The sequence below is a fragment of the Pseudomonas sp. SID14000 genome (assembly GCF_002165135.1).
Classification (GTDB): domain Bacteria; phylum Pseudomonadota; class Gammaproteobacteria; order Pseudomonadales; family Pseudomonadaceae; genus Aquipseudomonas.
Genome location: NZ_NFZQ01000024.1, coordinates 1 through 26,994, shown reverse-complemented (window position 1 = coordinate 26,994; position 26,994 = coordinate 1). Strand labels below are relative to the sequence as shown.

The window sequence follows — 26,994 nt, the reverse complement described above, 5'->3', positions numbered from 1 at the left end:
GGCCTGGAGGAGTACATCCATTACTACAACCATGACCGCATCAGGCTGAAACTCAATGGCCTGAGCCCTGTCAGCTACAGGACTCAGGCTACTGGCTAAAACTGTCCAACTTTTCGGGGGCAGTCCATTTGTTGCAACGTGGCCATGTCTGTTAGGCCATGGTTGTCAGCCTTAGTTGGTCTGACTCAATTTCTCGGCTGGCGCTGCCGCCGCCTCACCAGTCTCAAGACATGCACCAAGACAGGCAACCATGGCTTGACAGGTTCGGCACGTTGCAACAAATGTGGGAGCGGGCTTGTCCCGCGAAGCGCCGCGCGGGCGGCGCTCGATTTCACAGGCGCTGCACATATTGCGACAATCACCTGGCAGCCTTGATACGTCCCCAGCTACTCAGCCCAGCGCCTTCTCGATAGCCTGCACCACCGCCGGATCATCCGGTGCCGTGCGCGGCGAAAAACGCGCCAGTACCCGCCCGTCCTTGCCAACCAGGAACTTCTCGAAGTTCCAGGTAATGTCCCCCGGGAACTCTGCCCCCTCCCCCGCCAGCAGGCGGTAGAGCGAGTGGCGCTGCGGCCCGTTGACCTCCAGCTTGGCACCCAGCGGGAAGCTCACCCCGTAGTTGAGGCTGCAGAACTCCCGGATTTCCTTTTCGCTGCCCGGCTCCTGGCCGGCAAACTGGTTGCACGGCAAGCCGAGCACGTTGAAGCCCTTGTGCTTGTAAACCTGGTAGAGGTTCTCCAGGGCCTTGTATTGCGGCGTGAGACCACACTTGGAGGCGACGTTGACCACCAGCACCACTTGGCCCTTGAACGGCGCGAGGGGCAGCTCCCCACCGTTCAAGGCGTCCAGTTTCAGGTCGTGAAATGCACTCATGATGAATCCCCTCTCAGGTTCCCGGTTGCCGCGCAGGCGAATTCCGCCCACTAAAAAGGCGCTCGTCCAAACCGTCCACCTCCCGTAGGAAGGCAAATCGGCTTGCCCGAGCGCCTGGCGACTTTCTGAGCTTAGCGCAGAAAATCAGTGGTGATGGCCACCTTCACCGTGGATGTGGCGGTGAGCGATTTCTTCGTCGCTGGCATCACGCACGTTGACTACCTTGACCTGGAAGGTCAGGCGCTGACCGGCCAGCGGGTGGTTGCCGTCAACGGTGACGTCGTCGCCGTCGATATCGCGGATGGTGACGATCTGCATTTGGCCATCCGGCGCCGAAGCGTGGAACTGCATACCCACTTCCAGCTCGTCGACGCCTTCGAACAGGCTGCGGTTCAGGGTGCTGACCAGCTCGGCCAGGTACTCGCCGTAGGCATCTTCCGGCTCGATGGAAACGTTCAGCTCGTCACCGGCCTGCTTGCCTTCCAGGGCTTTTTCCAGGCCCGGGATGATGTTGCCGGCACCGTGCAGGTAAACCAGCGGTGCACCGCCAGCGGAGCTGTCGATAGTCTCCCCGGCGTCGTTGGTCAGGGTATAGTCGATGGAGACAGCCTTGTTGGCGGCGATCAGCATGGGGCAAGACCTTTTGCAAAAGTATGTAGAGCGCACAAGTGTAACCAAGCCATCGCCCGATTGCGAACGCGCTGCGGACGAGCAACGGCCCATCAGTCGGATCACCGGCTTCCACCAGGACGAAGAAGGCCACTGGGTGGTCGAGCTGTCCTGCGGCCACACCCAGCACCTGCGCCACCAGCCGCCGTGGCAGGCCCGCCCCTGGGTGCTCGACCCCGCCCAACGCGCACAGCACGTCGGCCAGGCTTTCGCTTGCGGCTGGTGCGCACAAGGGGCCGATAGCGCTACCCTTGGCCGTTAATTTCTTGCACCGCTTATTCCGAGAAGCACGCATGCAGACATTTTTCATTGCGCCGACCGACTTCGGCGTCGGCCTGACCTCCATCAGCCTGGGCCTGGTGCGCACCCTGGAGCGCGCCGGCCTTAAGGTCGGCTTCTTCAAGCCGATCGCCCAGCCCCACCCGGGTGACACTGGCCCCGAGCGCTCCACCGAACTGGTCGCCCGTACCCATGGCATCAAGCCTCCTGTGCCGCTGAGCCTGGGCCACGTAGAACGCATGCTCGGCGATGGCCAGCTGGACGAGTTGCTCGAAGAAATCATCCGCCTGTACCAGCAAGCCTGCATCGGCAACGACGTGGTGGTGGTCGAGGGCATGGTGCCCACGCGCCACGCCAGCTATGCGGCGCGGGTCAACCTGCACCTGGCCAAGAGCCTGGATGCCGAAGTGATCCTGGTATCTGCACCGGAAAACGAAGTGCTCAGTGAGCTGTCCGGCCGGGTCGAACTGCAGGCCCAGCTGTTCGGTGGCCCGCGCGACCCGAAAGTGCTCGGGGTAATCCTCAACAAGGTGCGCACCGACGAAAGCATGGCGGACTTTTCCACCCGCCTGCGCGAACACTCGCCACTGCTACGCGGCAACGACTTCCGCCTGCTCGGTTGCATCCCTTACCAGCCCGAACTGAACGCCCCACGCACCCGCGACGTGGCCGACCTGCTCGGAGCCCAGGTGCTCAATGCCGGTGACTATGAGCAGCGGCGCATGAGCAAGATCATCATCTGCGCACGCACCGTGGCCAACACGGTACCGCTGCTTACCTCGGGCACACTGGTGGTGACCCCGGGTGACCGCGACGACATCATCCTCGCCGTCAGCCTGGCGGCGATCAACGGCGTACCACTGGCCGGCCTGCTGCTGACCAGCGACGGCAAGCCAGACACACGCATCCTTGGTTTGTGCCGGGGCGCCCTGCAGGCCGGCCTGCCGATCCTGTCGGTCAGTACCGGCTCGTACGACACCGCCAACCAGCTCAACTCGCTGAACCGTGAAATCCCGGTGGACGACCGCGAGCGCGCCGAATTCATCACCGACTTCGTCGCCAGCCACCTCGACGCCGCCTGGCTGCACCAGCGTTGCGGTACCCCGCGCGAACTGCGCCTTTCGCCAGCAGTGTTCCGCTATCAGCTAATTCAGCGGGCACAGCAGGCGAACAAGCGTATCGTCCTGCCGGAAGGCGCCGAGCCGCTGCTGGTGCAGGCTGCGGCCATCTGCCAGGCCCGCGGCATTGCCCGTTGCGTGCTGCTGGCCAAGCCAGAGGACGTCGACGCGGTGGCCCGCGCCCAGGGCATCACCTTGCCACCAGGCCTGGAGATTCTCGACCCCGAGCTGATTCGCGGGCGCTATGTGGAGCCGATGGTCGAGCTGCGCAAGAGCAAGAACCTCAATGCACCAATGGCCGAGCAGCAACTGGAAGACCCAGTAGTGATCGGGACCATGATGTTGGCCCTGGATGAAGTGGACGGCCTGGTCTCGGGCCTGGTGCACTCCACCGCCAACACCATCCGCCCGGCGCTGCAACTGATCAAGACCGCACCGGGCTCGAGCCTGGTGTCGTCGGTGTTCTTCATGCTGTTCCCCGAGCAGGTGCTGGTGTACGGCGACTGCGTGATGAACCCACACCCAAGTGCCGTCGAGCTGGCCGAGATCGCCCGGCAGAGTGCCGAATCGGCGCAGGCCTTCGGCATCGCGCCGCGGGTGGCGATGATCAGTTATTCAAGCGATTCGGCCAGCGATGAGGAAGTCGAGAAAGTGCGCGAGGCAACCCGCCTGGCACAGGACGCGGCGCAGGAGCTGCTGATCGATGGGCCGTTGCAGTATGACGCGGCGGCCAACCCGGCGATTGCACGGGACCTGGCGCCGGGCAGCCCGGTGGCCGGGCGCGCAACGGTGTTCGTGTTCCCAGACCTGAATACGGGCAACACGACCCACAAGGCGGTGCAGCGCAGCACCGACGGGGTCAGCCTGGGGCCGATGCTGCAAGGGCTACGCAAGCCGGTGAACGATTTGCCGCGCGGGGCTCAGGTTGACGATATCGTGCATACCATTGCCCTGACGGCGATTCAGGCGAGCGTGGTGGGCTAAAAGCCGGGGCTGCTTTGCAGCCCCTGTGGGAGCGGGTTCACCCGCGAAGAATGCGACGCGGTGTTTGGCACCGGCTACGCCGGTGTTCGCGGGTGGACCCGCTCCCACAGGGTCACTCTGATCGATCAGGGATACTGCTGAACCTGACCTTGCTGGTCATACTGCTGACCCGGAATCGGCTTCAGGTTCACTTCCACCCGGCGGTTCTGCGCGCGGCCATTGGCGTCTGCGTTGCTGGCGATCGGCTGGTCCGGGCCCATGCCACGTACCGAGATACGCGACGCATCCACACCCTGCGAAGTCAGGTAGGTGCTGACCGCCTGCGCACGGCGCTGGGACAGGTCCATGTTGTGCTGGCGGCTGCCAGTGCTGTCGGTGAAGCCAACCACTTCGATGGTGTTCTGGTTGAACTGCTTGAACGAGCCGGCCAGGTTGTTCAGCGGCGAGTAGAAGCTTGGCGCGATGTTGGCCGAGTCGGTGGCGAAGGTGATGTTGCCCGGCATGATCAGCTTGATCTGGTCACCCTGGCGCTGCACTTCCACACCGGTGTTGGCCATCTGCGCGCGCAGCTCGGCTTCCTGCTTGTCGGCGTAGTAGCCATAACCGGCTGCAGCAGCACCCACGGCGGCGGCGCCGATCAGTGCACCCTTGCCACGGTTGTTGTGGTCGATGGCGGCACCGGCGATAGCGCCGGCCAGTGCGCCCAGGCCGCCGTACTTGGCGGTCTTGCTCATCCCCGTGGAGCCCTGCGCCTGACCCTGGCTGTCATAAGGGTTCTGGCCGGCACACCCGGTCATCAGGGCAGCGGCGGTTGCGACGATAATCAGACGACGCATGGTGAACATGGACAAGCTCCTACTGAATTCATGAATGCGGCAGATCATAACGGGATCTATGCCAGCCTTGGATCGCGTAGGCAACGAAAAATTCCGTGAAAGTGCCTTCATGTGCCATCAGGCACGCACGAAGGGGTTTTCGCGCATTTCGTCGCCCAGGCGGGTATCGGGCCCGTGGCCGGTCACCACGATGGCCTCCTCGTCCAGCCGGTACAGCCGCTCCTTGATGGAACGCACGATAGCCCGCTGGTCGCCACCCCACAAATCGGTACGGCCAATGCCACGGCGGAACAGGGTATCGCCGGCGATCAGCAGCTTGGCCTCGGCAAACCAGAAGCTCATCGAGCCCGGCGTATGGCCTGGCGTATGGAGGGCCACGCCACAGCCGCAGGCCAGCTCCTCGTCATCCCCCAGCCAACGGTCTGGCGCAGGTACCGGGGTGTAGGGCACGCCGAACATCTGGCATTGCATTTCCAGGTTGTCCCATAGCGCCTGGTCATCCTTGTGCAAGTGCAGCGTAGCGCCGGTCAGTTCCTTGAGCTTGCCCGAGGCGAGGAAGTGATCGAAATGCGCGTGGGTGTGGATGATGCTCACCAGCGTCAGGCCGTGGGCCTGCAGGCGTGCAAGGATCTTGTCCGGGTCACCCCCCGGGTCGACGACGATGGCCTTCCTGGTCAGCGGGTCGCCGATCAGGGTGCAGTTGCATTGCAGGGGGCCTACGGGGAAGGTTTCGCGGATGAGCGCAGGCGGGGCTTGGGTCATGGTGTTCTCGATGGCAAAGCTGGAGTTCTGCTGAGAGCCTGACAGGAAATTGGGGTGGGTGCACGAGGTTCATGTCTTGAGATGTGTGGCGCCTGTGAGATCGAGCGCCACACATCCTAAGGCAAGAACAACCTGAACAACCCTCCCCCAAGCGCCCCGCCATTGGAGATCTCGATCCGCCCGCGTACCCCGCCGCTTTCATGCAGTGCCGCGATCCGCGCCGCAAAATACAGGCCCAGACCGGTACTGCCGCTGGTCGAGTCGATACCCTGGATGAATTCTTCCTGGCGTTCGAGCATGCGCTGTGGATAACCCGGGCCATCATCGTTGACGCAAATGGCCAACTGGTTGTCTGCCTCTTCGATGGTGATCAGCAAGGCATGCGCGGCGAAGCGGGTGGCGTTGGTGATCACGTTGGCGATCACCGAGGCCACCAGTTCGCGATCGAAGAAGCCCAGCGGATTGTCGGTGTCGATGCGCCAGGTGGCAAGGATGTCCTTGTGCTTGAGCACTTCCTCGTGTGCCGCCAGCTGGGCTTCGATGAAATCGTCCAGTTCGTGGTAGTCCGGGCACATCGGCAACTGGTTCACGCCCAGTTTGTACAGCCCCAGCAACTGCACCAGCATGCCGTTGAGGTGACGAAACTCATGCTCCATCACCCCCTGCTCGGCACCACCGCGCAGTTCCTCGGGCAAGCGCTGCATCCACTGGTTGTGGGACTGGATCAGCGCCGACAGGGAGTTCTTCAGATCGTGCACGGTGGAGGCGATCACCGTGGAAAAATCCAGCCCCTGATTGTCTTGATTCATGCGCCGAACACTCGGATGTGCAGTTTGCGGTAGCGGTCGTAGCGGTTGTCGCTGGCGGGGATGCCGGCCACGCTGGTCAGGGCGTCGCGGCACTCCTGCATGATCGCCGGCTGAGGGTTGTCACCGCCGATGCGCAGCAGCGCCTGGGCAGTGTTGAGGGCGATGCTGATGTTCTTCGGCTGCAAACCCAGCGCCTTGCGGAACAGCTGCAACGCCTCGCCGAGCTGCCCTCCCTGGTAACTGCGCACACCCTGACGATTGAGCGTGACCGCTTCGGTAATGGCGTTGAGCACGCCGGGGTCGTCCGTCAGCTTGCCGACCTTCTCCATGACCTTCGGGTCATCGCCATAACTTTCCACACAGCTCTTCAGCACGCCGATGGCGGCGGCTTCCTGCCCCATGGCCTGCAACTGCGCGGCAACGGTCAGGGCTGAATCGACCGAGAAAAACTGGTTCATCTTGTCCAGGCGCTGGATCGCCTGTTCGGTCAGCTTGGCAGCCGTTTCAAGGTCACCAGCCTGCTGCAGGCTGGCAGCCTTCATCATGCGGGCACGCACCTGCAGGCCCTGGTCCTCGGGGTTGTCCTTGGCCACTTCGCTGAGTGTGCTGTTGATCTCGACCCGGGTGCGCGCATCCAGGCCAAAACCGGCATTCTTGCTCATCAGCGCCTGCACCAGGCCCAGGTTGTTCTCAGGGTCCTTGTAGCGTGAGCTCTGGCCCTGGTTCACCGCATGGCGGAACGCCTTCGAGGCACTCTCGAAGTCTTCGTTTTCCAATGCCAGCTTGCCCAGCGTCGACTGTCGGCGCACCGACAACGGCGACAGACGCACGGCTTCTTCAAGCATGTTCTGCGCACGCCTGGTTTCGCCTTGGGCCACCAGCACCTCGGCCATGCCATCGTAAAGGCCTGGCATGATCGGAAAGGCCTTGAGCGCCTGCTCATAAACGCCCTGGGCCTGGGCATTCTGGCCACGCTTGTGCATCAGGCTGCCCAACGCCGAGTACACCCACGGCTGCGGGCGGCTGGCCAGAATGGCCTTGAGGAACTTCTCCAGCTCCTCGAAGCGGTTGAGGTCGCGCAGGGCATCGGCCCGATAGCGCAGGCACAGCGGCGCCAGGCGTGGGTCGCGCTTGCACAGCTCGGCGCAGGCCGCCAGCACTTCGGCCGGGCGATTGCGGTCCAGGGCCTGCAGGATCGGCTTGAGCAGGGTCTTGCGCTGGTACACCTTCTCGACGCGCTGCGCCAGGCCAACCCGGTTGAACGGTTTGGTCAGATAGGCATCAGGCTCGTGCTCGATGGCGCTGAGGACAATGGCCTGGCTGCTCTCGGCCGTGACCATGATGAACACGCACTCATGGCTGATGTGCTTGTCGAGGATCAGGTCTTCGAGCACCTGCTGGCCGTTCTTCTTGCCGTCGCCCAGGTGGAAGTCCTGCAGGATGAAGTCATAGCGCTTTTGCCCACACATGCGCAGCGCCTGCTCGCCGCTGTCGGCGGTATCCACGTCACGCACGCCCAGCTCGCGCAGCATGGAACGGGTCGACGTGCGAAAGTCGGTAAAGTCGTCGACGATCAGAAAGCTCTTTTGCCCGTACTGCAGCATCAACACGGCCTGCCTTGGAATGATTGAAAAATCGCGCGAGGCGATGCCAACGATCGCTGTATCGGCAGCTGGTCGGGAAAGATGAGGGTAGAGCATTGGCGGCCACGGACAATGGCCTCAAGCCATCACTTTAACGGGCAATGCCCTGCGGGGCCAGTATCAAGCCAGCAGCCCCATGGATTTGGCCTTGGCCACCGCCTGGGTACGCCGCTCCACTCCCAGCTTGCTGTTGATATGGCTGGCGTGGGTTTTCACCGTGTGCAGGGAAATGAACAGCCGCTCGCTGATCTGCTGGTTGGAACAGCCCTGGGCAATCAGCTCGAGCACGGCCAGCTCGCGGCCACTCAGGGCTTCGCCGCTGCCGGTGCTGGCGCTTGGCATCTGCGGCAGGCGCTTGAGCAGTTCAGCCTGCACCGGGCAAGCGACAGCTGCCTGCAGCTGTTCGAGAAGCCACTGCGGGTGCTGCTCCAGCAAAGGCTGGAACGGTTGCAGCACGCCGCCACGGGCTGCATCCAGCACCCTTGGCAACAACTGGGCGGCCTGCGTTTCCCGGCCTTCGCCCAGCAACAAGCCAAGCCACTGGCACAGGGCACTGACGGTGAGCATCATGCCGCCACTGGCCTGGCCGCGCTTGACCAGGCCGGCCAGGCGTTGCGCTGCGTCGTCGCTGCGCGACTGGATACGCTCGAGCAATGCCTGCTGCAAGGAGATATGCAACGGCAGCAACGGGTGGAATTCCGGGGCCGCCGCCGCTTGCTCGCCGCCATAGGTCTGGCCCAGGCGCAGCAGCCAGGATTCGGCCAGGTCGATGCGCCCCTGAGCCAGCCACAACTCGCATTTGACCAGGGTTATCATGGCCAGGTAGTAGACCGGCGGCACGTCCCAGATGTGCATCAGCCGCTCAGCCTCGGCCAACTCGGCAAAGGCCTCGGCAAAGTGCCCTTCCCGACCATCGAGCGCAGCGATCACGCAGTGGCCGATCAGTACGCTGATATCGCGGCAGGCCCGCGCTTCGCCCAGCCCCGCACGCAAGCGGGCGCGGCCCTGGGCCGGCTGCAAACGCGAGACCAGCAGGTAGCCTTCGTAAAGCGTCAGGCGGGCGCGCACGGCATACAGGCGCTGTGCCGACAACCCTTGCAGGCGCTGCAGCCCCTGGCGCACTTCGTCCAGCGCGCGCAACACCTCGCCACGGGCATGAAGCACCCGCGCCCGGTCGTAATGGGCCAAAGCTTCGAACAATGGGTTGCCGACACGCTGGGCCAGCTCCAGAGCCTCGCGGTTCCAGCCACGGGCCCGCCAGAAATCGCCATCGGCAATCGCCAGGTTGGACAGCGTCGACAGGCACACCAGACGCTGGCCATAACGCTTGCTCGGCAGGCTCTGCAGCGCTTCGCCGCAATAGGCCAAGGTACGCTCGCGGTTGCCACGACCACGGGCGATCACGCCACTCAGCGCCAGCCACTGGGCCAGCATGGACTTTTGTGCGGTCGCCGAAGGCGCGGGCAGGAAGCGGCTGAGGTATCCCGCCAGTTCCTCGGCTGCGTCCAGCTGGCATGCCAGGCCCAACGCCCAGCTGTACAGCACGATCAGCCGCGGCGTGCTGATCAGCAGGCTGTCGGGCAGGTCCATCTTCCAGCGCAGCAACATGCCGACGTTCTGTTCGGCCAGCAGTTGCTCCTCGGACAGGCTCTGCACCAGGTCGGCGGCGACATCGAGGTGACCGGCACGCAGCGCCTGCTCCACCGCCTCGTCCAGCAGGCCCTGGCTTTCGAACCAGCGGCAGGCACGCAGCTGCAGGCCGGCCAGCGGCTCGCTGGCCTGGCGGCTGCGCAGCAGGTCAGAGAACAGGTGGTGATAGCGGAACCAGTGGCCATGCTCGTCCAGCGGCACCAGGAACACCTGGTGCGCCTGCAGGAAGCGCAGGATCGCGGCACTGTCGTGTCGGTCACGCACGGCATCGCACAGCGGTGCGCAGAAACGTTCCTGGCAGGCCGTGTCGTACAGGAAGGCCTGCACGTCGGCGGGAAGCATGTCGATGACTTCTTCCAGCAGATAGTCACGGATCAGGCCCTCGCCGCCATGCAAGGCCTGGGGCAAACCCTGCTCGTCAGCTGACTCGCTGGCCGCCAGTTGCCAGAAACGCAACCCGGCCACCCAACCGTCGCTGCGCTGGATCAGATTATCCAGGGCCTGACCGCGCAGGCCGGTGGGTTGGCGCCCGATGACCGCCAGCGACTCTTCGGCGGTCAGGCGCAAGTCCTGTTCGTTGAGTTCGACCAGTTGCCGCGACAGGCGCAGGCGCGCCAGGTGCCAGTCCGGGCGCTGGCGGCTGGTGACCAGCAGCACCAGGCCGGGGGGCAGGTGATTGAGGAAGAATTGCAGGCAACGGTCGAGCACTGGCCCCTGGGCCAGGTGATAGTCGTCCAGCACCAGCAACAAGGGAGTATCGGCTTGCAGGTACAGTGCCAGCTCGTCAAGCAGGCCGTCGAGCCATTCCTCGAAGGCGAAAGGCTGATGGCGCTGGCGCATTTTCAACAGGCCCATGGCCTGGCCGCCCAACGCCGGGCAGTACTGCTGCAGGCCTTCGAGCAGACGTTCGAGGAAGCGGCCAGGGTCGGCATCCCTTTGGCTCAGGCCCAGCCACAGGCTACGCCAGTGCTCGGGCAGCGCTTCGCAAAACTCGATGGCCAGGGAGCTTTTGCCGAAACCCGCAGGGGCGTTGACCAGCAACAGCCGCCCGCCGAGGCCGGCTTGCAGCCGCTGGCACAGGCGCAGGCGCGGCACATGGCCGTCTGGCAAGGGCGGCCGGAAGAAACGCCCGTCCAGCAGGCCCAGGGCCTGGCTGGTGAATCCATGCGTACGGGACAGATCTGTCATGGCCGGCTCGTTCTGGTTGGAAGACTACGGCGGTATGGATGCTTGCGAGACTAGCCGGTAACGCTGCGCATTTGAAGATGATGGGCGCAATTGCCCCGGAAAAGACTGCGACAAAAAGCAACATGACTGATGGACAGGGGCTGGGACGGGGGTTTGCTGAGGTATTCACCAGCTTTATTGCTGTAGCGGCCTCTTCGCGGGCCCGCTCCCACAGGGATTGCACAGGTTTCAAGTCCAGTGCAGTACCTGTGGGAGCGGGTTCACCCGCGAAGAGGCCGGTACAGGAAAATGAAACGCCCCGGACAAGCCGGGGCGCTCCGGGGTTGCGCGATATTTAGCGAATACCCGACTGGCGCAGTGCAGCTGGCTGGAAATCGGCCTTGCTGGCGCTGAAGCCGAAGTCATAGGCGCGCTTCTCTTCGTTCTTCATGCCCAGGGCCAGGTAACGGCCCGACTGCAGGTCGTAGATGGCCTCCAGGGTGTACCACGGCACCGCCACGTTGTAGTAAGGCTGGGCATGCGCCTCGGACACGCGCCACAGTTGGCCACGGCCGTCGTACTGGTCGATCACCGCAGCCTGCCAGGTGTCCTCGTCGATGTAGAAGTCACGCTTGGCATAGATGTGCCGCTGGCCAGGCTTGAGGGTCGCGACCACGTGCCACACGCGGCGCAGCTCGTAACGGGCCAGGTCCTGGTTGATGTGCCCGGCCTTGATGATGTCTGTGTACTTGAGCTTGGGGTCGTCGAGCTTGAAGGCGTTGGATGCGATGTACAGCTCCTTCTTGCCTTCCAGCTTCCAGTCATAGCGGTCTGGTGCACCGTTGAACATGTCCAGGTTGTCCGAGGTGCGCAAACCGTCGGCGGCGGTACCCGGGCCGTCGTACGACACTTGCGGTGCCTGGCGCACGCGGCGTTGGCCGGCGTTGTAGATCCACGCCTTGCGCGGTTCCTTCACCTGGTCGAGGGTTTCATGCACCAGCAGCACGGTACCGGCCAGGCGCGCAGGCGCGGTCACTTCCTGCTTGAAGTAGAAGAGGATATTGCCCGGGTTGTTCGGGTCGTAATCCTTCATCCTCTCGCGGAAGACAAACTGGTCCGAGAAGTAGACAGGGTTGAATGAGCCGTTCTGCTGCGGCGTGGCCTGGGTCACCAGGCGGCTGACACTGCCGCCGCGGTAGCGGGTGATATGGTTCCAGATCACTTCCAGGCCGCTTTTCGGAATCGGGAATGGCACGGCAGTGCTGAAATTGTTCAAGCCGTTGCCGCCCTCCACCAGGGTGGTCTTGGTGGCGTTTTCCTTGATGGCGGCGAACACGTCTGCCGGTACCGTGGAACCGCGATGGGTCTTGAATACCGGGATCTTGAAGGTGTCCGGGTAGCGCTTGAGCATGGCCAGCTGGCCCGGCGAGAGCTTGTCCTTGTACTGGTCGGCATTCTGCGCCGTGATGGTGAACAGCGGTTTTTCACTGCCGTACGGGTCGGACAGGAAGCCCTTGCCGTCAGCGCTGCCCGCGCTCTTCGACAACGGCTCCCACGGGCCGATCGAGCCATCGGCGTTGCCGGCCTTTTCGGCGCCCATCGGGGTCAGGGTACTGCCCAGCTTGGCCGCCTCGTCGGCGGATACCGCAGCCATGACGCTGGTCGCCAGCAGGGACAGGCCCAGCACACCGGCTTGCAGCAGACTTCTGGTCTTGTTCATGTCGTGTCGTCCTGGATCTGAATGCTTAGAAGTTCACGCCGAAGCTGAGCGCGACGAAGTCGCGGTCATCCACGGTGGTGTACTTGCCATCGAAGAAGTTGGTGTACGACAGGCTTGCCGTGTAGGTGTTCTGGTACTCGGCGTCGAGGCCCAGGCTGACGGCCTTGCGCCCTTCCTCGAAGTTGGCGCCAGGGCCCGGCGAGTAGCCGGAGACGTCATGCGACCAGGCCACGCTGGGTTTCAGGTTGACCCCGGCGAACACGTCGTTGTAGTCCCAGATGGCACGAGCGCGGTAACCCCAGGAGGTCGAGGTGGTGAAACCGTCGTTTTCGCAGTTGCGGGTCAGGTTTGCGGTCGACGAACCAAGCCCCGAGCCAATGATGGTGCCGGCGTTGAGAGTGGCGCAGTTCCCGTTTGGCAACGGGCCGGGGCCGTATACCGGATCACGCCCGTAACGAGCTTTACTGCTGCTTTCCAGCCCGCCTACATGGGTGACACCGACTTCACCGACCACGGTGAGACGGCTGGCACCCATGACCTGATCGAAGAAGTGGGTGAACGTGGTCTGGAACTGGGTGATTTCCTTACGCCGGTAGCCATGCAGGTCCTGCCCGGGCGTGCCGGTCAACACCGAAGCGTTATTGAAGGGCGCTCGATCGATCGGCGTTACCCCTGCAAACAGAATGTCCGTAGTGTTGAGCTGCACCGGAGCGTTGGGGCGGTAGCTGAGCTCGCCGCTCCAGGCCGTGCCGGTGGGCAACGTGGTGGAGAAGCTCAAGCCATACAGGCGAATGTCTTCCGGATACTCGACGAAGTACTCGGAGTTGCCCGCGATGATCAACGGCGCCAGCGCACGCACATTAGCGGGTGTATTTATGTTGTTAACAAGGTTGAATAGCCCCTGCGGCGCCCCGGTAGCACTAAAGATCGGTGCCCGACTGTGGTAGTTCATGAAGTAGGCGCCGAATTCGGTATCCAGCGGCTCGAACATGTAGCGGAACGCCACCCCGAACTGGCCGCTGTCACGGGCATCACGGTCGGCCCCTCGGCGGACCTTGACGCCTTCGCCGTTGACGTCTACGCCAAAGCTCGACAGGCCAGCGAGTGCCTGGGCCGGCAGTGTCCGGCTACTGTTGAGCACACGCAGGTTGTCGGTACAGCCATCGGCAATAATGTCCGGCTGGGAGAAGAAGGTGCCGCAATTGTCGACGACCGTCTGGTCCCATTCGATCTGGTAGAAGGCCTCGGCCGACAGGTTGTCGGTCAGGCTCTGCGAAACGTAGAACATGTTGACCGGAATCAGGCCTTCCTTGATCTCGGCCCCGGGGCGGCGGAACGCCGACACGTCGATCGGGTTGATCGAGTTGATGCCGCCACCGATGAAGGTACTTTCACCCCAGCTCACCACCTGCTTGCCCAGGCGCACCGAGCCCGGCTGATCGCCGATGGAATAGTTGTGGTAGACAAAGGCGTCGAGCAGCTCGGCACCGGACGATTTGGCGCCTTCCTTGCGGTTGGAGTCGCTGATGTCCTTGAACTCGCGGCCTTCGTCCTTCAGTTCGAAGTCATACCAGTACTTGCCACGGACGAACACGCCGGTGTCGCCGTACTTGAGCTCCAGGTCATGGATGCCCTTGAAGATCTTGGAGAAGGTTTCGCCCTTCTTGAAGTTCAGGTGGCCATCATCGGAGGTCTGCGACAAGCCCTTGCCGCCGTTGTTCACCCCGATCAGGTTCTTGTTGGGGTTGGCCGTCGACCAGCTGGCACCGACGGAGAGCGACGAGTCGAACTGGCCTTCGATTTCACCAATGTTGAAACTGACAGCGAAAGCAGGACTTGCGAGCGTGGAAGCAAGGCTGACGGCCAGGGGCAACTTGGCCCGGCGCCAGAACAGGTTTGCAGATTTCATCGACGCTACTCCATGTACTTTTTTTGTTATGGCAGTGAGTCCTTTCAAGAACGGCCCGAGCGACCGGTTTGCAGGCTTGCGCCTGCGGCGACACGGCTTGTGCATGTCGCCTTCCCCCATTCCTGAAAATCCCCTGGCCCCGACTATAGCCAGCAAGGCACAGACGCTTGATCCCTCTAAAGTGTGATTTGCGCTCCGTGCTGCCAACTCGCTGCAATGTTGTTCCGGTTGCGCGCTGGCAGTGCTAAAGGATGGCGTATTTCTGCCGTTTGGCAAGGCTCCACCGCTCTAACATGCGGGTCGCGTTATGCGGTACGCGACCCGCATGGCGGTTACAGCGTGGAAAGGAACGCGCTGTTGCTGGCCTGCCACTGGACGATGTCCTGGCGGATGCGTTTCTTGTCGAGCTTGCCGACACTGGTCTTGGGAATTTCAGTAACAACGGCGATCTGGCTTGGAATCGCCCACTTGTTGATGTGCCCTTGCTCGACGAACGGCTTGAGGTGTTCCTTCAGCCCCTTGGCGTCGATGACCTGGTCTTCGCGCACCACCAGCAGGGCAAACGGGCGCTCACCCCACTGTGGGTCGGCTACCCCCACCACCGCCACCTCGCGCACGGCCGGGTGACGGCTGATCAGGTCTTCGAGGTCGAGCGAGGAAACCCACTCGCCACCGGTCTTGATCACATCCTTGATGCGGTCGCGGATGTCGATGTAGCCCATGCCGTCGAGCGTGGCGACATCACCGGTGTGCAGCCAGCCACCCTGCCACAGTTCCTCACTCTTCTCCGACTCCTTGAAGTAGCCCATGGTCAGCCACGGCGCACGCAGTACCAGTTCGCCCTGGGTTTCACCATCGGCGGGCAGGAAGTTGCCGTCGCCGTCGACGATGGCCGCCTCGACCAGCGGCACCGGCACGCCGGCCTTGATGCGGTAGGTGACGCGCTCATCCTCGCTGCCGGCCTGCAGCTCGTCGTTCAGGTGGGCGGCGGAAATCAGCGGGCAGGTCTCGGACATGCCATACGCGGCAGTCAGCTGGATGCCGCGTGCCAGGGCGGCCTGGTACAGCGAGCGGTTGAGCGCGCTGCCGCCGATGATGATCTTCCAGCCGCCGAAGTCCTGCCCTTGGGCGGTCGGGCAGTTGAGCAGCATCTGCAGGATGGTCGGCACGCAATGGGAGAAGGTGACCTTCTCTTCGCGCCACAGCCTGACCAGCATTTCCGGCTCATAACGCCCCGGGTACACCTGCTTCATGCCGAGCATGGTGGCGGCATAGGGAATGCCCCAGGCGTGCACGTGGAACATAGGGGTAATGGGCATGTACACGTCGTTGCTGCCTAGCAGGCGCACGCTGTCGATGCTGCCGGTCACCGAGGCTTCGGCCAAGGTATGCAGCACCAGTTGCCGGTGGGTGAAGTAAACCCCCTTGGGGTTGCCGGTGGTGCCAGTGGTGTAGAAGGTGGTGGCCACCGAGTTCTCGTCGAAGTCCGGGAAGTCGTAGCGCGGGCTGGCAGCGGCCAGCAGTTGCTCGTACTCGCCGACCAGGTTGGGCAGCTCGGCAGTCTTGCCCGGGCCATCGGTCAGCAACAGGGTCTTGTCGACGGTGGTCAGTTGCCCGGCGATGGCCTGGTACAAGCCGACGAAGTCGCTGTTGACCAGCACCACGCGGTCTTCGGCGTGGTTCATGGTGTAGAGAATCTGCTCGGGCGACAGGCGCACGTTGATGGTGTGCACCACCGCACCGATCATCGGAATGGCGAACATGCATTCCAGGTAACGGTGGCTGTCCCAGTCCATCACCGCCACGGTGTCACCGGCCTTTACCCCGGCTTCGGTCAGCACGTTGGCCAGCCGCGCGATGCGCTCGTTGAGCTGAGGGTAGGTCAGCCGCAACTGGTCGCGGTAGACGATTTCGCGGGTCTTTTCATAGCGGCTGCCGGACATCAGCAGGCGCTTGATCAGCAGGGGGTAGGCGTAGGCGCCCTCGGCGGGCTTGATGATGCGGGTCTGCAACATGGGTATCCCTTTTCTGAAAAGCGGGCCGGACAAGTCTGGGAACTACTGTAGTTCGCCAATGTGACGGCTAAATCAGCCGAAGGAATGATTTGCGTGGCGAAGGTATGAGTAAGGGGCGTTGACGGGCGGCAAGGTTGAGCTAGACACTGCGGCGGCAGCTTCAGGTTATGTGGTGAAGCTGAGGGCCAATTCGCGGGTAAACCCGCTCCCACAGGTATTGCACCATTGCAGAGGCTGGTGCAGGACCTGTGGGAGCGGGTTTACCCGCGAATGGCCGCGACACCGAAATCCCGCCTGCCTCGGAGAACTTCATGCCCAGCCCGCGTCGCGCCGTGTTTCTCGATCACCATTCCCTGGACCTGGGCGATCTTGACCTCTCGCCCCTGAAGCAGCAGTTCGACGAGTTCGAGCTGTTCGCCGCCACCCGCCCGGAGCAGGTCGCCGAACGCCTGCAGGGGGCGGTGGCGGTGGTCAGCAACAAGGTCTTGCTCGACGCCGCGACCCTGGCCGCCAACCCGCAACTGAAGCTGATCCTGGTGGCAGCCACCGGCACCAACAATGTCGACCTGGCGGCAGCGCGCGCCCAGGGCATCACCGTGTGCAACTGCCAGGGCTACGGCACACCGTCCGTCGCCCAGCACACCCTCGCCCTGCTGCTGGCCCTGGCCACCCGTCTGTGCGACTACAACCAGGCGGTAGCCGACGGCAAGTGGGCCAAGGCCAGCCAGTTCTGCCTGCTGGACTTCCCCATCGTCGAGCTGGAGGGCAAGACCCTTGGCCTGCTCGGCCACGGTGAACTGGGCGGCGCGGTGGCGCGGCTGGCCGAAGCCTTCGGCATGCGCGTGCTCAGCGGGCAGATCCCCGGCCGCCCGGAACGCCCCGACCGGTTGCCACTGGACGAGCTGCTGCCGCAAGTCGACGCCCTGACCCTGCATTGCCCACTGAACGAGCACACCCGAAACATGCTCGGGCCCCGCGAGCTGGCCCTGCTCAAACCCAACGCGCTGGTGGTCAACACCGCCCGCGGCGGCTTGATTGATGAGCAAGCACTGGCCGACGCCCTGCGCAGTGGCCACCTGGGCGGCGCCGCCACCGACGTGCTGAGCGTGGAGCCACCGGTCAGCGGCAACCCGCTGCTTGAACCCGGCATCCCGCGCCTGATCATCACCCCGCACAGCGCCTGGGGTGCGGTGGAGTCGCGCCAGCGCATCGTCGGCCAGCTCAGCGAGAACGCCCAGGCCTTTTTCGCCGGGCAGCCACGCCGCGTGGTCAGCTGAGCCCGGCGCCCGCCTCTGCTACACTGCGCCACTTTTTCCAGGAGGCGTCGTCCATGGACCCGCGCAGTGAAGTGTTGCTCCGCCAGGCAGAGCTGTTCCAGGGGCCGCTGCTGCTCGCCGGCGCCCCCGCCGACGGCCTGCTCGCTCAGTTGCCTCAGGCCCAGGCCTGGACTTGGCATGCGGGCGATCAGGCCATGCTCGAAAGCCGCTTCGCCGGCCGCAGCCACTATGCGGTGGAGCCCCCTGAAGTGGCTTTCGACAGCGCCGTACTGTTCCTGCCCAAGTCCCGCGAACTGGCCGCCTACCTGCTCAACGCCCTGGCATCGCGCCTGGGCGGCCGCGAGCTGTACCTGGTCGGTGAGAAACGCGGTGGCATCGAAGGCGCGGCCAAGCAACTGCAAGCCTTTGGCAGGCCGCGCAAGCTCGACAGCGCCCGCCATTGCCAGCTGTGGCAGGTGACCATCGAGCACGCGCCAGAAGCCAAACCCTTGGAAAGCCTGGCCGAACGCTTCGAGCTCACCCTGGAAGACGGCCCGCTGCAGGTGGTCAGCCTGCCCGGCGTGTTCAGCCATGGCCGCCTCGATCGCGGTACCGCCCTGCTGCTCAAGCACCTGGACGGCCTGCCAAGCGGGCATGTGCTGGACTTCGGCTGCGGTGCCGGGGTACTGGGCGCCACGGTCAAGCGCCGTTATCCACAAAGCCGGGTGACCCTGCTGGACGTGGACGCCTTCGCCGTGACCGCCAGCCGCCTGACCTTGGCCGCCAATGGCCTGGAAGGCGAAGTGATCAGCGGCGATGGAATCGACGCGGCACCGACCGAGCTGAGCCTGATCCTGAGCAACCCGCCGTTCCACACCGGGGTGCACACCAACTACCAGGCATCGGAGAACTTGCTGAAAAAATCGGCCGTTCATCTGCGAAAAGGTGGCGAAATGCGCCTGGTTGCCAACAGCTTCCTGCGCTACCAGCCTCTCATCGAAGGGGCGCTTGGCAACTGCCAGGTACGCGACGAGGCGGACGGCTTCCGCATCTACCAGGCAATACACGGATAAAAAACAGCGCTTGCCGAAAGCGTTTTGCCTAGGCAGAATCCGCACCGTCCTAGGGGAGTAGTCTCCCGCGAGCGCCCAGCTCGCCCGGTACGCGTCAACATACTTGGTCCACAGACCATGGCGCGTGCGACCCACCATGCCAGCCTGCATGGCGAGATCCGCATTGACGGATCCAGGGTTTGACAAGACCTATGACACGCACACCTTACCCGGGGCGGGGAGGCTGTACGTGTCATAGCCGTGTCGACCCGCCCCCGTAGGAATCCTGATGCTGGAATCTCTGTTGGTCCCCACCGCCATCGTTGCCCTCGCCGAAATCGGCGACAAGACGCAATTGCTCGCGCTCATACTCGCTGCCCGCTTCCGCAAGCCCTGGCCGATCATCGCCGGTATCATCGCCGCCACCCTGGCCAACCATGCTGCGGCGGGTGCCGTGGGCGCGTGGGTCGGTAGTTTCTTCAGCGACTCGGCACTGCACTGGATTCTGGCCGCGAGCTTCACCGCCACAGCGCTGTGGACCCTGGTACCGGACAAGATGGATGACGACGAGAGCCCGGCACGCCGCTTCGGGCCGTTCCTGACCACGCTGATCGCGTTCTTCCTGGCTGAAATCGGTGACAAGACCCAGGTCGCCACAGTGATGCTGGCTGCACAGTATCCGCACCTGATCATGGTCATTATCGGCACCACCCTGGGCATGCTGATTGCCAACGTGCCGGTGGTACTGGCGGGCAACTTCGCGGCGGACAAACTGCCGTTGACGCTGATCCGTCGCCTGGCGGCCACGGCGTTCTTCGTGCTGGCGATCGTGGCCGTCTACTCGGCGATGAAGGCCAGTGGCTGGGTGGGCTAACCCAAAAGGCGACAGGCTGACGCCGAACCTGTAGGAGCAGCCTTGCGCTGCGAAGAGGCCGGTACAGGCACCAGGAAATGTGGTGCTCTTACCGGCCCTTTCGCAGCACAAGGCTGCTGCTACAAGGGGCCCGCATCAAGCTGGAAATCGGGTCTTACTTCCTGGCCGCCTGATACAGCGGCATCACCTTCGGAATCGCCGCCTGCAGCGAAGCAATGCGGCTCTGGGACGCCGGGTGAGTACTCATGAACTCAGGCGGTGCGCCTTCGGAAGCCTGGCTCATCTTGTTCCACAAGGTGATCGCGGCATTCGGGTCGTAACCGGCACGCGCCGAAAGCTCCAGACCGATCAGGTCGGCTTCGTTCTCGTTGGCACGGCTGTTGGGCAGGGTCATGGCGTAGTTCACCACCGTATCGGCCAAGGCCATGCCGCTCTGGCCCAGGCCAAAGAGGGCTCCGGCTCCCTGACGGGCCATTTCCACGCCATACGCCTTGGACATCGCCTCGCGGCTGTGCTCACGCAGGGCGTGGGCGATCTCGTGACCCACCACCGCAGCAATTTCCGCATCGGTGAGCTTGAGCTGATCGATCAGCCCGGTGTAGACGATGATCTTGCCGCCCGGGCCGCAGTTGGCGTTGAGCTCGTCGCTCTTGATCACGTTCACTTCCCAGTTCCATTGCGCGGCATCCGGGCGGAACTTGGGCGTCTGGGCGATCAGGCGGTTGGCAATTACCTGCACACGCTTGGCAACAGCGCTGGACTTGTCGAGCACGCCTTTGCTCGATGCTTCACCCAGGGTCTGCTGGTACGACTGGGCGTACATCTGGTTGACCTCATCGGTCGAGAGCATGCTGAACATGTACTGCTGGCGCTCGACGCCGACAGCACCGCCGCTGGTGGTATTCACCGCCTGGCAGCCGGCTAGCAGGATGCCGGCACTCAACAGGCTGACGACAAAAGACTTACGCATGAAAACACTCCCTTGGTACATGCGCCGTATCCTAGGCTGACTCGCCGGTGGGCCGCCATAGCCGCACGGAAGATTTTACTTGGCAGGCTCCGCCTCTTCGCGGGTAGACCCGCTCCCACAGGGTTCCCGGCATGCCTGAGGTCAACGCGATACCTGTGGGAGCGGGTTCACCCGCGAAAGGGCCGGTGCAGGTAGCCCATCAGGCCGGGGTCAGGCACTCCGGCGCATCCAGCTTCGGGTCATTGACGAAATGCGCCAGGGCCCGCTCGCGCAACGTCGCCGGCGGGCTGGCCAGCAATTCATGCAGCCGGGTCAGCGGCGTGTCCGGGTCAAGCCAGGCCGCCTGCCCCGCCTCGTCCAGTATCAGCGGCCGACGCTGGTTCATTGCCGCCTGGGTCACCACCGCGCAACTCAGCCACACCTGATCCTGCACCGGGTATGCCTCCCACACGGCGGCGAAGTACAGCGCCGCGCCCTCACCCGGGGTCAGCCAGTACGGACGCTTGCGCACGCTGCCACGCCATTCGTAAAAGCCGTTGGCCGGCATCAGGCAGCGACGCTGGCGAAATGCATCGCGAAACATCGGCTGCTCGGCCAAGGTTTCGGCGCGAGCATGGGCGGGGGTGCGGGACAGGTCGGTGAGCCAGGCCGGGGTCAATCCCCAGCGCGCCTTGACCAGTTGCATCTGGCCATCGAGCTGGCGCTGGATCAGCACCGAGGCCCCCGGCGAGATGTTCCATTGGGCTGGCTGGCCAACGGGAAAGCCCGGCAGACTGGCAAGGGCCTGGGGCCAGCGAAACAGGGCGTAACGTCCACACATGGGCGAATTGAGAACCTAGCAGATCAAGGTACCGGGGAAACTCTCCGGTTCGTCGCCAACCAGTGGCAGGGCATCATTGTACGCATCGATCAGCTGCCGTGCGTACTCGGCCTGCTCATCAGCCACGGCAAGCCCCAACAAGCCCTGCAACGGCAGCTCGCCGGCCGCACCGACCAGATCACGGCCAACCAGGTGCGCCTCGATCCCCTCACTGGCAAGCATGCCCGCCAGCATTTCCGCCTCAAGCAGGCTTTCCGGTTCGTAGATGCGCTGCATCAGTCATTCTCACCGAAGACATCCAGCATCCACTCCTCGCCATGAACTTGCAGCACGAAGCGGATAGGCTTGCAGCATACCTGACAGTCCTCGATGTACTCCTGATCGCCACCGGACAGGTCCACCGTGGTTTCGACTTCTTCGCCACAATAAGGGCAATCGTAGAACGCAGTTTGCAGCATCGCGGCCTCCGGGGTGACTTATGCGTATAATTGCCGGTCTGTTTACAGGGCCTGTGTGTGTCCGAGCCGTTTTTCGGAACCCGCCCCTACCTTATTACCCTAGCCGTTTCCAACAAGAGAGCATGATGGGCGAATTCGATGCCATCCGACCGTACGACGACGCTGAGGTCCCTGCCGTTCTGGCACGCCTGCTCAGCGACCCGGCATTCCTCGATATCCTCACCCACTTCCGCTTCCCGCGTGCGGCCGGTGCTCTCGGCTGGTTGCTCAAACCGCTGATCGCCCGCCGCCTGCGCAAGGAATTCGCTGGCGTCACCTGTGTCTCGACCTTGCAGGACAAAGTCGAGTACTACGTCGACCAGACCATCGATCGCGCCACCGACGGCGTCACCTATTCTGGTGTGGAGCAGCTCAAGGCCGGCACCGCCTACCTGTTCCTGGCCAACCACCGTGACATCGTCATGGACCCGGCCTTCGTCAACTACGCGGTGTACCACGCAGGCCTGCCCACGCCGCGCATCGCCATTGGTGACAACCTGCTGCAAAAGCCGTTTGTCAGCGACATGATGCGCCTGAACAAGAGCTTCATCGTACACCGCTCGATCAGTGGGCGCCGTGAGAAGCTGGCGGCCTACCAGCTGCTCTCGGCCTACATCAACCACTCGATCCGCAACGACGCCACGTCGATCTGGATCGCCCAGGCCGAAGGCCGGGCCAAGGACGGTGACGACCGCACCGATTCGGCGATCCTCAAGATGTTCCACATGAGCCGCAAGGACGAGCCGTTCGGCGCGGTGATCCAGAGCCTGAACCTGACGCCGGTGTCGATCAGCTACGAATATGACCCATGCGACCAGGCCAAGGCACGCGAGCTGTACATCCGCGCCACCACCGGTACCTACAAGAAGGCACCGGGCGAGGACGACAACAGCATCGCCAAGGGCATTACCGGCTATAAGGGCCGGGTGCACATCAACTTCGCCCCGCCGGTGACCGAATACCACGAGGACACCAAGCAGCTGGCGGCTGAAATCGACCGACAGATCCTCGGCGGCTACCGGCTATTCCCGGTGCACTACCTGGCCTATGCAATGTGGGATGGCAAGGATGAGGCGCTGCAGGTGCCGAACGCCGAGAAGATGTTCCCGGCCGATGAGCTGGCCCGGGCCAAGGAGGAATGGCAACGCCGCCTGGATGCCTGCCCTGAGGAGCAGCGGCCGTACCTGGTGCTGCAGTATGCGACGCCAGTACGCAACCAGTATCAGGTCAGGCAGCAGGCACCGGTTGCCTGAGCGAATGCCGGGGCTGCGTTGCAGCCCCGAATCTCAGACCCAGGTACTGAACCAGGACAACAGCAACGCCATCGCCAGGCACGAAAAGCCAAGAATGTAGAAGTAGCGCGGCACCCGAAGGTCGAATGCGTCTACTACCCCCTCGCCCATTGCCATGTATTCGCGGGTCTCGGCCTCGCGCCGCCGTGCACTGTGCAGCAGCAACCCGCCCGGGCAGGTCAGCAGCAGCGCCAGCAGATTGATCAGCTTGATCGGGTGGGTGGCCAGGAACCCCCAGAGTACTTGCAAGGACATCACGCAACCTCGGTGTGAGCGACGGCAAAGGCCGGCATTTTACCCAAGTCGTTCCCTGACGCCCGGCCCAGGCGACAAAGTGTCATCAAGTTTCATCTGTCATGCGCACTGGCGCGATCCCTGTAGGGGCGGGTTTACCCGCGAAAGGGCCGGCACGAACAATAAAAAACCCGCTGCCTGGAACACAGGCAGCGGGTTTTGTTTTACAGCTGAAAGCTTACTGCCCCAGCACCTGCCCGATGGTCGGATCCTTGAACATGCGGGTCAGGGCATCGCTCAGCACATCGCCCACCAACTGGGTGTTGGTTTCCTGGTTCGGCGCCATGCCGAAACGCTGGTCCAGGGAAGCGCCATAACGGCCACTGTAGCGGCGGCCGCCATTGGACACATCGGCACGGAAGGTGGCGCCGATGGTGGCCTCGGTCACGTACAGGTTGTCTTTCGGCGACTGGTACTTCAGCTCGGCCAGGGTCACGGTCAGCTGCGGCGCGTTGTAGGCGTTCGGCGTCGGGGTGAAGCCGAGCAGGCGCACGGCGGCTTCGGCCTGAGCCTGCAGCTTGGGCACGATGTCGTTACCGCTGACGCTGATGGTGCTGGTCTCGGGGTACATGCCACCGCGAGTACCCAGGGATTGCGAAGCCCGGCCGTCAACCACCCGGACCACGACCGGCTGGCCATGGCCGACCGGAACGAGCTGGGCCTTGAGCGTGGGTTGCGGGTTGAGTTGTTGCGGGCTGTGGGCACAACCGACCAGGCTGAGGCTGGCCACGGCGATCAAACCGAACAACAGACGTTGCAACATGCGCGTTACTCCAGAAATAGCGGCGAAGGCCCACAGTATACCTAGCCACGCATCGACCAGTCATCGGCCCGGCCCGCTTGTCACAATCGTTTCATCGCCACGCCCTTATCCTTGCACCAAGCCCTAACGCACAGGACTCGCCGCCATGGCCTCGCTCTGGACCCTGCTCTTCCAACGCCCGCGCCACAACGCTTATGCTCGCCTCGACGCCGACGGCAAATGCCTGGCCTTCAAGCAATGCAGCCAGGCACCCAGCGGCAGCGGCTGGGTCCAGATCGGTGAAATCCAGCTTGCCTGGCTGGGTCGCGAGTTGCCTGCCAGCGCCCGGGTTTGCGCCCGCGCAAGCCGCCGCTGGCACCAGCGCATCCTCGCGGCCTGACAAACGCAGCAATAAAAACCACGAATGACGACATTTCTGCCCGCGACATCGCTATAATCTCCCCCCGATTATAAGGACGTCTCCTGATCGGGCCCCGCATTCGCCGATTGACCCCGGCAACTTCACCGCTTCGCCCACAGAGAGCCTTCCACTCAGGTCTTGCATCGGCTGTCGTGCCTGCTTTTCGGCCCTTCACACTGCATGAACCTGCGGGTTGCCATCGCGCAGTCCCCTTTGAGGTTCACGTCTCCAAAAGAGCGTGAAAAAACGGTTTTCACAACTTCACAAGAGTGTGGCGAGCAATATGAACAGTCTGGCATGTGCAAAAGCGGCAGATGTGTCCCGAACAGCCCTGAACAGGCGGCAAATGCACTCATCCCGCATGAGTGTCTGAGCCGTTCCATAACGCACGCACGACACCTTGACCATAAGTCGAATTGCCGCACCCGTGGCAAACCGCGTTCAATACCCGAACCCGAAGACTGATTGGCGGTGTCCGCGGAAGTTGCAAGAACTGCGAAAAGTCGGACATGGCGACCTTGGCGAACCCAGGTCCTGTGCTGTCAATTAGGTAGCTGTAGATTGTGGAGACGCGTTAAATGGCGCAGAACGAATCGGTTGATGTGGTACTGGTAGGCGCGGGCATCATGAGTGCCACCTTGGCCGTACTGCTCAAGGAGCTCGACCCGACCCTGAAGCTTGAGGTCGTCGAGGCGATGGACTCCGGAGCCGCGGAAAGCTCCAACCCCTGGAACAACGCAGGCACCGGCCATGCCGGCCTGTGCGAGCTTAACTACACGCCCCAGGCCGCCGATGGCAGCATCGACATCAAGAAGGCCGTGCACATCAACACCCAGTTCGAGGTTTCGCGCCAGTTCTGGGCCTACCTGAGCAAAAAGGGCAACTTCGGCTCGGCGCGGGCCTTTATCAACCCTGTCCCGCACCTGAGCTACGTCGAGGGTGACAAGGGTGTTTCCTTCCTCAAGAAGCGCTATGAGCTGCTCAAGCAGCACCACGCCTTCGCCGACATGGAATACACCGAAGACAAGGCGGTGATGAAGGACTGGATGCCGCTGATGATGCCAGGCCGCCCGGCCGACCAGCACATCGCCGCCACCCGCGTACTGAAAGGTACCGACGTCAACTTCGGCGCCCTGACCAACAAGCTGCTCAAGCTGCTGGGCGACTCGCAGGACGCCCAGGTCAAGTACAGCAAGAAGGTCGTCGGCCTGCGCCGTAACGGCAGCGGCTGGACCGTGAGCATCAAGGACGTCAACAGCGGCGGCAGCCGTGAAGTGGACGCCCGCTTCGTCTTCCTCGGCGCCGGTGGCGCGGCCCTGCCGCTGCTGCAACTGTCGGGCATCCCGGAAAGCAAAGGCTTCGGCGGCTTCCCGGTCAGCGGCCAGTGGCTGCGTTGCGACAACCCGGAAATCGTCAAGCAGCATCAGGCCAAGGTCTACAGCCAGGCCGCGGTCGGCGCCCCACCAATGTCGGTACCGCATCTGGATACCCGTGTGGTCGACGGCAAGAAATCGCTGCTGTTCGGGCCTTACGCCGGCTTCACCACCAAGTTCCTCAAGCACGGTTCGCTGATGGACCTGCCGCTGTCGGTACGTATGGGCAACATCGGCCCGATGCTGGCCGTGGCCCGTGACAACATGGACCTGACCAAGTACCTGGTCAGCGAAGTGATGCAGTCGATGGAACAGCGCCTGGAAGCCCTGCGTCGCTTCTACCCGCAGGCCAAGGCCGAAGACTGGCGCCTGGAAGTAGCCGGCCAGCGCGTGCAGATCATCAAGAAAGACCCGAAGAAAGGCGGCGTGCTGCAGTTCGGTACCGAGCTGGTCTCGGCCCAGGACGGTAGCCTGGCTGCACTGCTCGGCGCATCGCCGGGTGCTTCGGTGACCGTGTCGATCATGCTGGAACTGATCGAGCGCTGCTTCCCCGAGCAGGCCAAAGGTGCCTGGGCTGCCAAGCTCAAGGAAATCTTCCCGGCTCGCGAAAAAGCTCTGGCGACCGATGCCGCCCTGTACCACAAGGTCAGTGCCGACAACGACGTGGCGCTGGAACTGGTGGAAAGCAGCCCGGCGGCCAAGCACTACGCCTGATTCGCCCGGTAACGAAAAAACGCCCCTCGGGGCGTTTTTTTGTGCCTGGATGTCAGCCTGTTCCTGCCCTTTCGCGGGTAAACCCGCTCCCACAAGGACAGCACCACAGCTTAGGGCTGCGCTGTACCTGTGGGAGATTCTATGGTTTTCAGCAAGCCAGTTTCCCGCCTTTGGTGACATATTCGTCCTGATTTTTCATCAGGGCGAATGCCACCCGCGCGAGCTTTCTAGCAAGGATTACCAGAGCTTGGGTGG

Annotated in this window: 25 protein-coding genes, 1 pseudogene and 1 riboswitch; of the genes and pseudogenes, 9 read left to right on the top strand and 17 right to left on the bottom strand. The window is 63.2% G+C overall.

What is annotated here, in order from left to right:
* The coding region (locus tag CAY82_RS24285) for an IS3 family transposase (protein WP_140399069.1) at positions 1–99 on the top strand (99 nt) is incomplete at its 5' end.
* Between the two features lie 291 nt (positions 100–390).
* Here the strand turns inward: CAY82_RS24285 and CAY82_RS24280 are convergent.
* Positions 391–873 carry a glutathione peroxidase gene (locus tag CAY82_RS24280; protein WP_087503386.1) on the bottom strand — a complete coding sequence of 161 codons (483 nt, stop codon included), beginning with the start codon at positions 871–873 and terminating at the stop codon, positions 391–393.
* Positions 874–1,017: 144 nt separating this feature from the next.
* A complete protein-coding gene (locus CAY82_RS24275; RefSeq protein WP_003259610.1) occupies positions 1,018–1,503 on the bottom strand; it encodes a peptidylprolyl isomerase in 486 nt (161 codons plus the stop codon).
* Here CAY82_RS24275 and CAY82_RS24270 point away from each other — a divergent pair.
* Together CAY82_RS24270 and pta are read left to right on the top strand one after the other, a co-directional pair.
* Positions 1,502–1,804: a DUF3565 domain-containing protein gene (locus tag CAY82_RS24270; protein ID WP_087503385.1), complete on the top strand. Its 303-nt coding sequence runs from the start codon at positions 1,502–1,504 to the stop codon at positions 1,802–1,804. The two genes, CAY82_RS24275 and CAY82_RS24270, sit on opposite strands and share 2 nt — an antisense overlap.
* 31 nt (positions 1,805–1,835) lie before the next feature.
* Positions 1,836–3,923, top strand: coding sequence for a phosphate acetyltransferase (gene pta, locus CAY82_RS24265; protein ID WP_087503384.1), 2,088 nt, complete (start codon positions 1,836–1,838; stop codon positions 3,921–3,923).
* Positions 3,924–4,048: 125 nt separating this feature from the next.
* On the opposite strand, the gene CAY82_RS24255 is transcribed toward pta, so the two are convergent.
* The 8 genes from CAY82_RS24255 to CAY82_RS24220 form a co-directional block, all read right to left on the bottom strand.
* On the bottom strand, positions 4,049–4,768 hold the full coding sequence (locus CAY82_RS24255; RefSeq protein WP_087503383.1) for an OmpA family protein: 720 nt from the start codon (positions 4,766–4,768) through the stop codon (positions 4,049–4,051).
* Positions 4,769–4,876: 108 nt separating this feature from the next.
* Positions 4,877–5,521 (bottom strand): MBL fold metallo-hydrolase, encoded by a 645-nt coding sequence (locus CAY82_RS24250; protein ID WP_087503382.1) that lies wholly within the window; start codon positions 5,519–5,521, stop codon positions 4,877–4,879.
* Positions 5,522–5,637: 116 nt separating this feature from the next.
* Entirely contained in the window at positions 5,638–6,330 is a 693-nt protein-coding gene (locus CAY82_RS24245) for a sensor histidine kinase KdpD (RefSeq protein WP_087503381.1), read from the bottom strand.
* On the bottom strand, positions 6,327–7,934 hold the full coding sequence (locus CAY82_RS24240) for a tetratricopeptide repeat-containing response regulator (RefSeq protein ID WP_087503380.1): 1,608 nt from the start codon (positions 7,932–7,934) through the stop codon (positions 6,327–6,329). Before CAY82_RS24240 ends, CAY82_RS24245 begins: the two co-directional genes overlap by 4 nt.
* Before the next feature lie 159 nt (positions 7,935–8,093).
* Positions 8,094–10,811, bottom strand: a complete 2,718-nt coding sequence (locus CAY82_RS24235) for a LuxR C-terminal-related transcriptional regulator (protein WP_087503379.1) — start codon at positions 10,809–10,811, stop codon at positions 8,094–8,096.
* A 334-nt stretch (positions 10,812–11,145) separates the two neighbouring features.
* Positions 11,146–12,510, bottom strand: coding sequence for a DUF1329 domain-containing protein (locus CAY82_RS24230; RefSeq protein ID WP_087503378.1), 1,365 nt, complete (start codon positions 12,508–12,510; stop codon positions 11,146–11,148).
* A 25-nt stretch (positions 12,511–12,535) separates the two neighbouring features.
* Complete coding sequence (locus tag CAY82_RS24225; RefSeq protein ID WP_087503377.1) at positions 12,536–14,419, bottom strand: DUF1302 domain-containing protein; 1,884 nt, start codon at positions 14,417–14,419, stop codon at positions 12,536–12,538.
* A 332-nt stretch (positions 14,420–14,751) separates the two neighbouring features.
* A complete protein-coding gene (locus tag CAY82_RS24220) occupies positions 14,752–16,434 on the bottom strand; it encodes a fatty acid--CoA ligase (protein WP_087503376.1) in 1,683 nt (560 codons plus the stop codon).
* A gap of 311 nt (positions 16,435–16,745) precedes the next feature.
* Here CAY82_RS24220 and CAY82_RS24215 point away from each other — a divergent pair, with 311 nt between their 5' ends.
* The 3 genes from CAY82_RS24215 (at position 16,746) to CAY82_RS24205 (ending at position 19,616) form a co-directional block, all read left to right on the top strand.
* Positions 16,746–17,711, top strand: a complete 966-nt coding sequence (locus CAY82_RS24215) for a 2-hydroxyacid dehydrogenase (RefSeq protein WP_087503375.1) — start codon at positions 16,746–16,748, stop codon at positions 17,709–17,711.
* 53 nt (positions 17,712–17,764) lie between these two features.
* Positions 17,765–18,763, top strand: a complete 999-nt coding sequence (locus CAY82_RS24210) for a class I SAM-dependent methyltransferase (protein ID WP_087503374.1) — start codon at positions 17,765–17,767, stop codon at positions 18,761–18,763.
* Between the two features lie 40 nt (positions 18,764–18,803).
* Positions 18,804–18,943: riboswitch (yybP-ykoY riboswitch) on the top strand.
* Positions 18,944–19,031: 88 nt separating this feature from the next.
* A complete protein-coding gene (locus CAY82_RS24205; protein ID WP_087503373.1) occupies positions 19,032–19,616 on the top strand; it encodes a TMEM165/GDT1 family protein in 585 nt (194 codons plus the stop codon).
* A gap of 154 nt (positions 19,617–19,770) precedes the next feature.
* Here the strand turns inward: CAY82_RS24205 and CAY82_RS24200 are convergent, their stop codons facing one another.
* The 4 genes from CAY82_RS24200 to CAY82_RS24185 form a co-directional block, all read right to left on the bottom strand.
* Positions 19,771–20,586: a M48 family metallopeptidase gene (locus tag CAY82_RS24200; protein ID WP_087503372.1), complete on the bottom strand. Its 816-nt coding sequence runs from the start codon at positions 20,584–20,586 to the stop codon at positions 19,771–19,773.
* Between the two features lie 199 nt (positions 20,587–20,785).
* Entirely contained in the window at positions 20,786–21,406 is a 621-nt protein-coding gene (locus CAY82_RS24195) for an SOS response-associated peptidase (RefSeq protein ID WP_087503371.1), read from the bottom strand.
* A gap of 15 nt (positions 21,407–21,421) precedes the next feature.
* Entirely contained in the window at positions 21,422–21,682 is a 261-nt protein-coding gene (locus CAY82_RS24190) for a DUF2007 domain-containing protein (RefSeq protein ID WP_087503370.1), read from the bottom strand.
* Entirely contained in the window at positions 21,682–21,864 is a 183-nt protein-coding gene (locus tag CAY82_RS24185) for a CPXCG motif-containing cysteine-rich protein (protein WP_087503369.1), read from the bottom strand. Before CAY82_RS24185 ends, CAY82_RS24190 begins: the two co-directional genes overlap by 1 nt.
* Positions 21,865–21,989: 125 nt before the next feature.
* Here CAY82_RS24185 and CAY82_RS24180 point away from each other — a divergent pair, with 125 nt between their 5' ends.
* On the top strand, positions 21,990–23,156 hold the full coding sequence (locus tag CAY82_RS24180; RefSeq protein ID WP_087503368.1) for a 1-acyl-sn-glycerol-3-phosphate acyltransferase: 1,167 nt from the start codon (positions 21,990–21,992) through the stop codon (positions 23,154–23,156).
* A 33-nt stretch (positions 23,157–23,189) separates the two neighbouring features.
* Here CAY82_RS24180 and CAY82_RS24175 read toward each other — a convergent pair whose 3' ends face one another.
* Positions 23,190–23,450: a hypothetical protein gene (locus CAY82_RS24175; RefSeq protein WP_087503367.1), complete on the bottom strand. Its 261-nt coding sequence runs from the start codon at positions 23,448–23,450 to the stop codon at positions 23,190–23,192.
* A 217-nt stretch (positions 23,451–23,667) separates the two neighbouring features.
* Entirely contained in the window at positions 23,668–24,252 is a 585-nt protein-coding gene (locus CAY82_RS24170; protein ID WP_087503366.1) for a YajG family lipoprotein, read from the bottom strand.
* A gap of 145 nt (positions 24,253–24,397) precedes the next feature.
* On the opposite strand from CAY82_RS24170, the gene CAY82_RS24165 reads away from it, so the two are divergent.
* Together CAY82_RS24165 and mqo are read left to right on the top strand one after the other, a co-directional pair.
* Positions 24,398–24,631, top strand: a complete 234-nt coding sequence (locus CAY82_RS24165; protein WP_087503365.1) for a hypothetical protein — start codon at positions 24,398–24,400, stop codon at positions 24,629–24,631.
* A 599-nt stretch (positions 24,632–25,230) separates the two neighbouring features.
* A complete protein-coding gene (gene mqo, locus CAY82_RS24160; RefSeq protein WP_087503364.1) occupies positions 25,231–26,739 on the top strand; it encodes a malate dehydrogenase (quinone) in 1,509 nt (502 codons plus the stop codon).
* Positions 26,740–26,887: 148 nt separating this feature from the next.
* On the opposite strand, the pseudogene CAY82_RS27175 reads toward mqo, so the two are convergent.
* Positions 26,888–26,994 (bottom strand): annotated as a pseudogene (locus CAY82_RS27175) (IS110 family transposase); the annotation flags it as partial.

Bases quoted from the DNA above. Each gene is read 5' to 3' on its own strand.
- CAY82_RS24240 (WP_087503380.1), bottom strand. From the start codon at position 7,934: ATGCTGCAGTACGGGCAAAAGAGCTTTCTGATCGTCGACGACTTTACC.
- CAY82_RS24250 (WP_087503382.1), bottom strand. From the start codon at position 5,521: ATGACCCAAGCCCCGCCTGCGCTCATCCGCGAAACCTTCCCCGTAGGC.
- CAY82_RS24275 (WP_003259610.1), bottom strand. From the start codon at position 1,503: ATGCTGATCGCCGCCAACAAGGCTGTCTCCATCGACTATACCCTGACC.
- CAY82_RS24210 (WP_087503374.1), top strand. From the start codon at position 17,765: ATGGACCCGCGCAGTGAAGTGTTGCTCCGCCAGGCAGAGCTGTTCCAG.
- CAY82_RS24215 (WP_087503375.1), top strand. From the start codon at position 16,746: ATGCCCAGCCCGCGTCGCGCCGTGTTTCTCGATCACCATTCCCTGGAC.
- CAY82_RS24195 (WP_087503371.1), bottom strand. From the start codon at position 21,406: ATGTGTGGACGTTACGCCCTGTTTCGCTGGCCCCAGGCCCTTGCCAGT.
- CAY82_RS24170 (WP_087503366.1), bottom strand. From the start codon at position 24,252: ATGTTGCAACGTCTGTTGTTCGGTTTGATCGCCGTGGCCAGCCTCAGC.
- CAY82_RS24205 (WP_087503373.1), top strand. From the start codon at position 19,032: ATGCTGGAATCTCTGTTGGTCCCCACCGCCATCGTTGCCCTCGCCGAA.
- CAY82_RS24200 (WP_087503372.1), bottom strand. From the start codon at position 20,586: ATGCGTAAGTCTTTTGTCGTCAGCCTGTTGAGTGCCGGCATCCTGCTA.
- CAY82_RS24270 (WP_087503385.1), top strand. From the start codon at position 1,502: ATGGGGCAAGACCTTTTGCAAAAGTATGTAGAGCGCACAAGTGTAACC.
- CAY82_RS24245 (WP_087503381.1), bottom strand. From the start codon at position 6,330: ATGAATCAAGACAATCAGGGGCTGGATTTTTCCACGGTGATCGCCTCC.
- CAY82_RS24225 (WP_087503377.1), bottom strand. From the start codon at position 14,419: ATGAAATCTGCAAACCTGTTCTGGCGCCGGGCCAAGTTGCCCCTGGCC.
- CAY82_RS24220 (WP_087503376.1), bottom strand. From the start codon at position 16,434: ATGTTGCAGACCCGCATCATCAAGCCCGCCGAGGGCGCCTACGCCTAC.
- CAY82_RS24185 (WP_087503369.1), bottom strand. From the start codon at position 21,864: ATGCTGCAAACTGCGTTCTACGATTGCCCTTATTGTGGCGAAGAAGTC.
- CAY82_RS24230 (WP_087503378.1), bottom strand. From the start codon at position 12,510: ATGAACAAGACCAGAAGTCTGCTGCAAGCCGGTGTGCTGGGCCTGTCC.
- pta (WP_087503384.1), top strand. From the start codon at position 1,836: ATGCAGACATTTTTCATTGCGCCGACCGACTTCGGCGTCGGCCTGACC.
- CAY82_RS24190 (WP_087503370.1), bottom strand. From the start codon at position 21,682: ATGCAGCGCATCTACGAACCGGAAAGCCTGCTTGAGGCGGAAATGCTG.
- CAY82_RS24175 (WP_087503367.1), bottom strand. From the start codon at position 23,450: ATGTCCTTGCAAGTACTCTGGGGGTTCCTGGCCACCCACCCGATCAAG.
- mqo (WP_087503364.1), top strand. From the start codon at position 25,231: ATGGCGCAGAACGAATCGGTTGATGTGGTACTGGTAGGCGCGGGCATC.
- CAY82_RS24255 (WP_087503383.1), bottom strand. From the start codon at position 4,768: ATGTTCACCATGCGTCGTCTGATTATCGTCGCAACCGCCGCTGCCCTG.
- CAY82_RS24235 (WP_087503379.1), bottom strand. From the start codon at position 10,811: ATGACAGATCTGTCCCGTACGCATGGATTCACCAGCCAGGCCCTGGGC.
- CAY82_RS24165 (WP_087503365.1), top strand. From the start codon at position 24,398: ATGGCCTCGCTCTGGACCCTGCTCTTCCAACGCCCGCGCCACAACGCT.
- CAY82_RS24180 (WP_087503368.1), top strand. From the start codon at position 21,990: ATGGGCGAATTCGATGCCATCCGACCGTACGACGACGCTGAGGTCCCT.
- CAY82_RS24280 (WP_087503386.1), bottom strand. From the start codon at position 873: ATGAGTGCATTTCACGACCTGAAACTGGACGCCTTGAACGGTGGGGAG.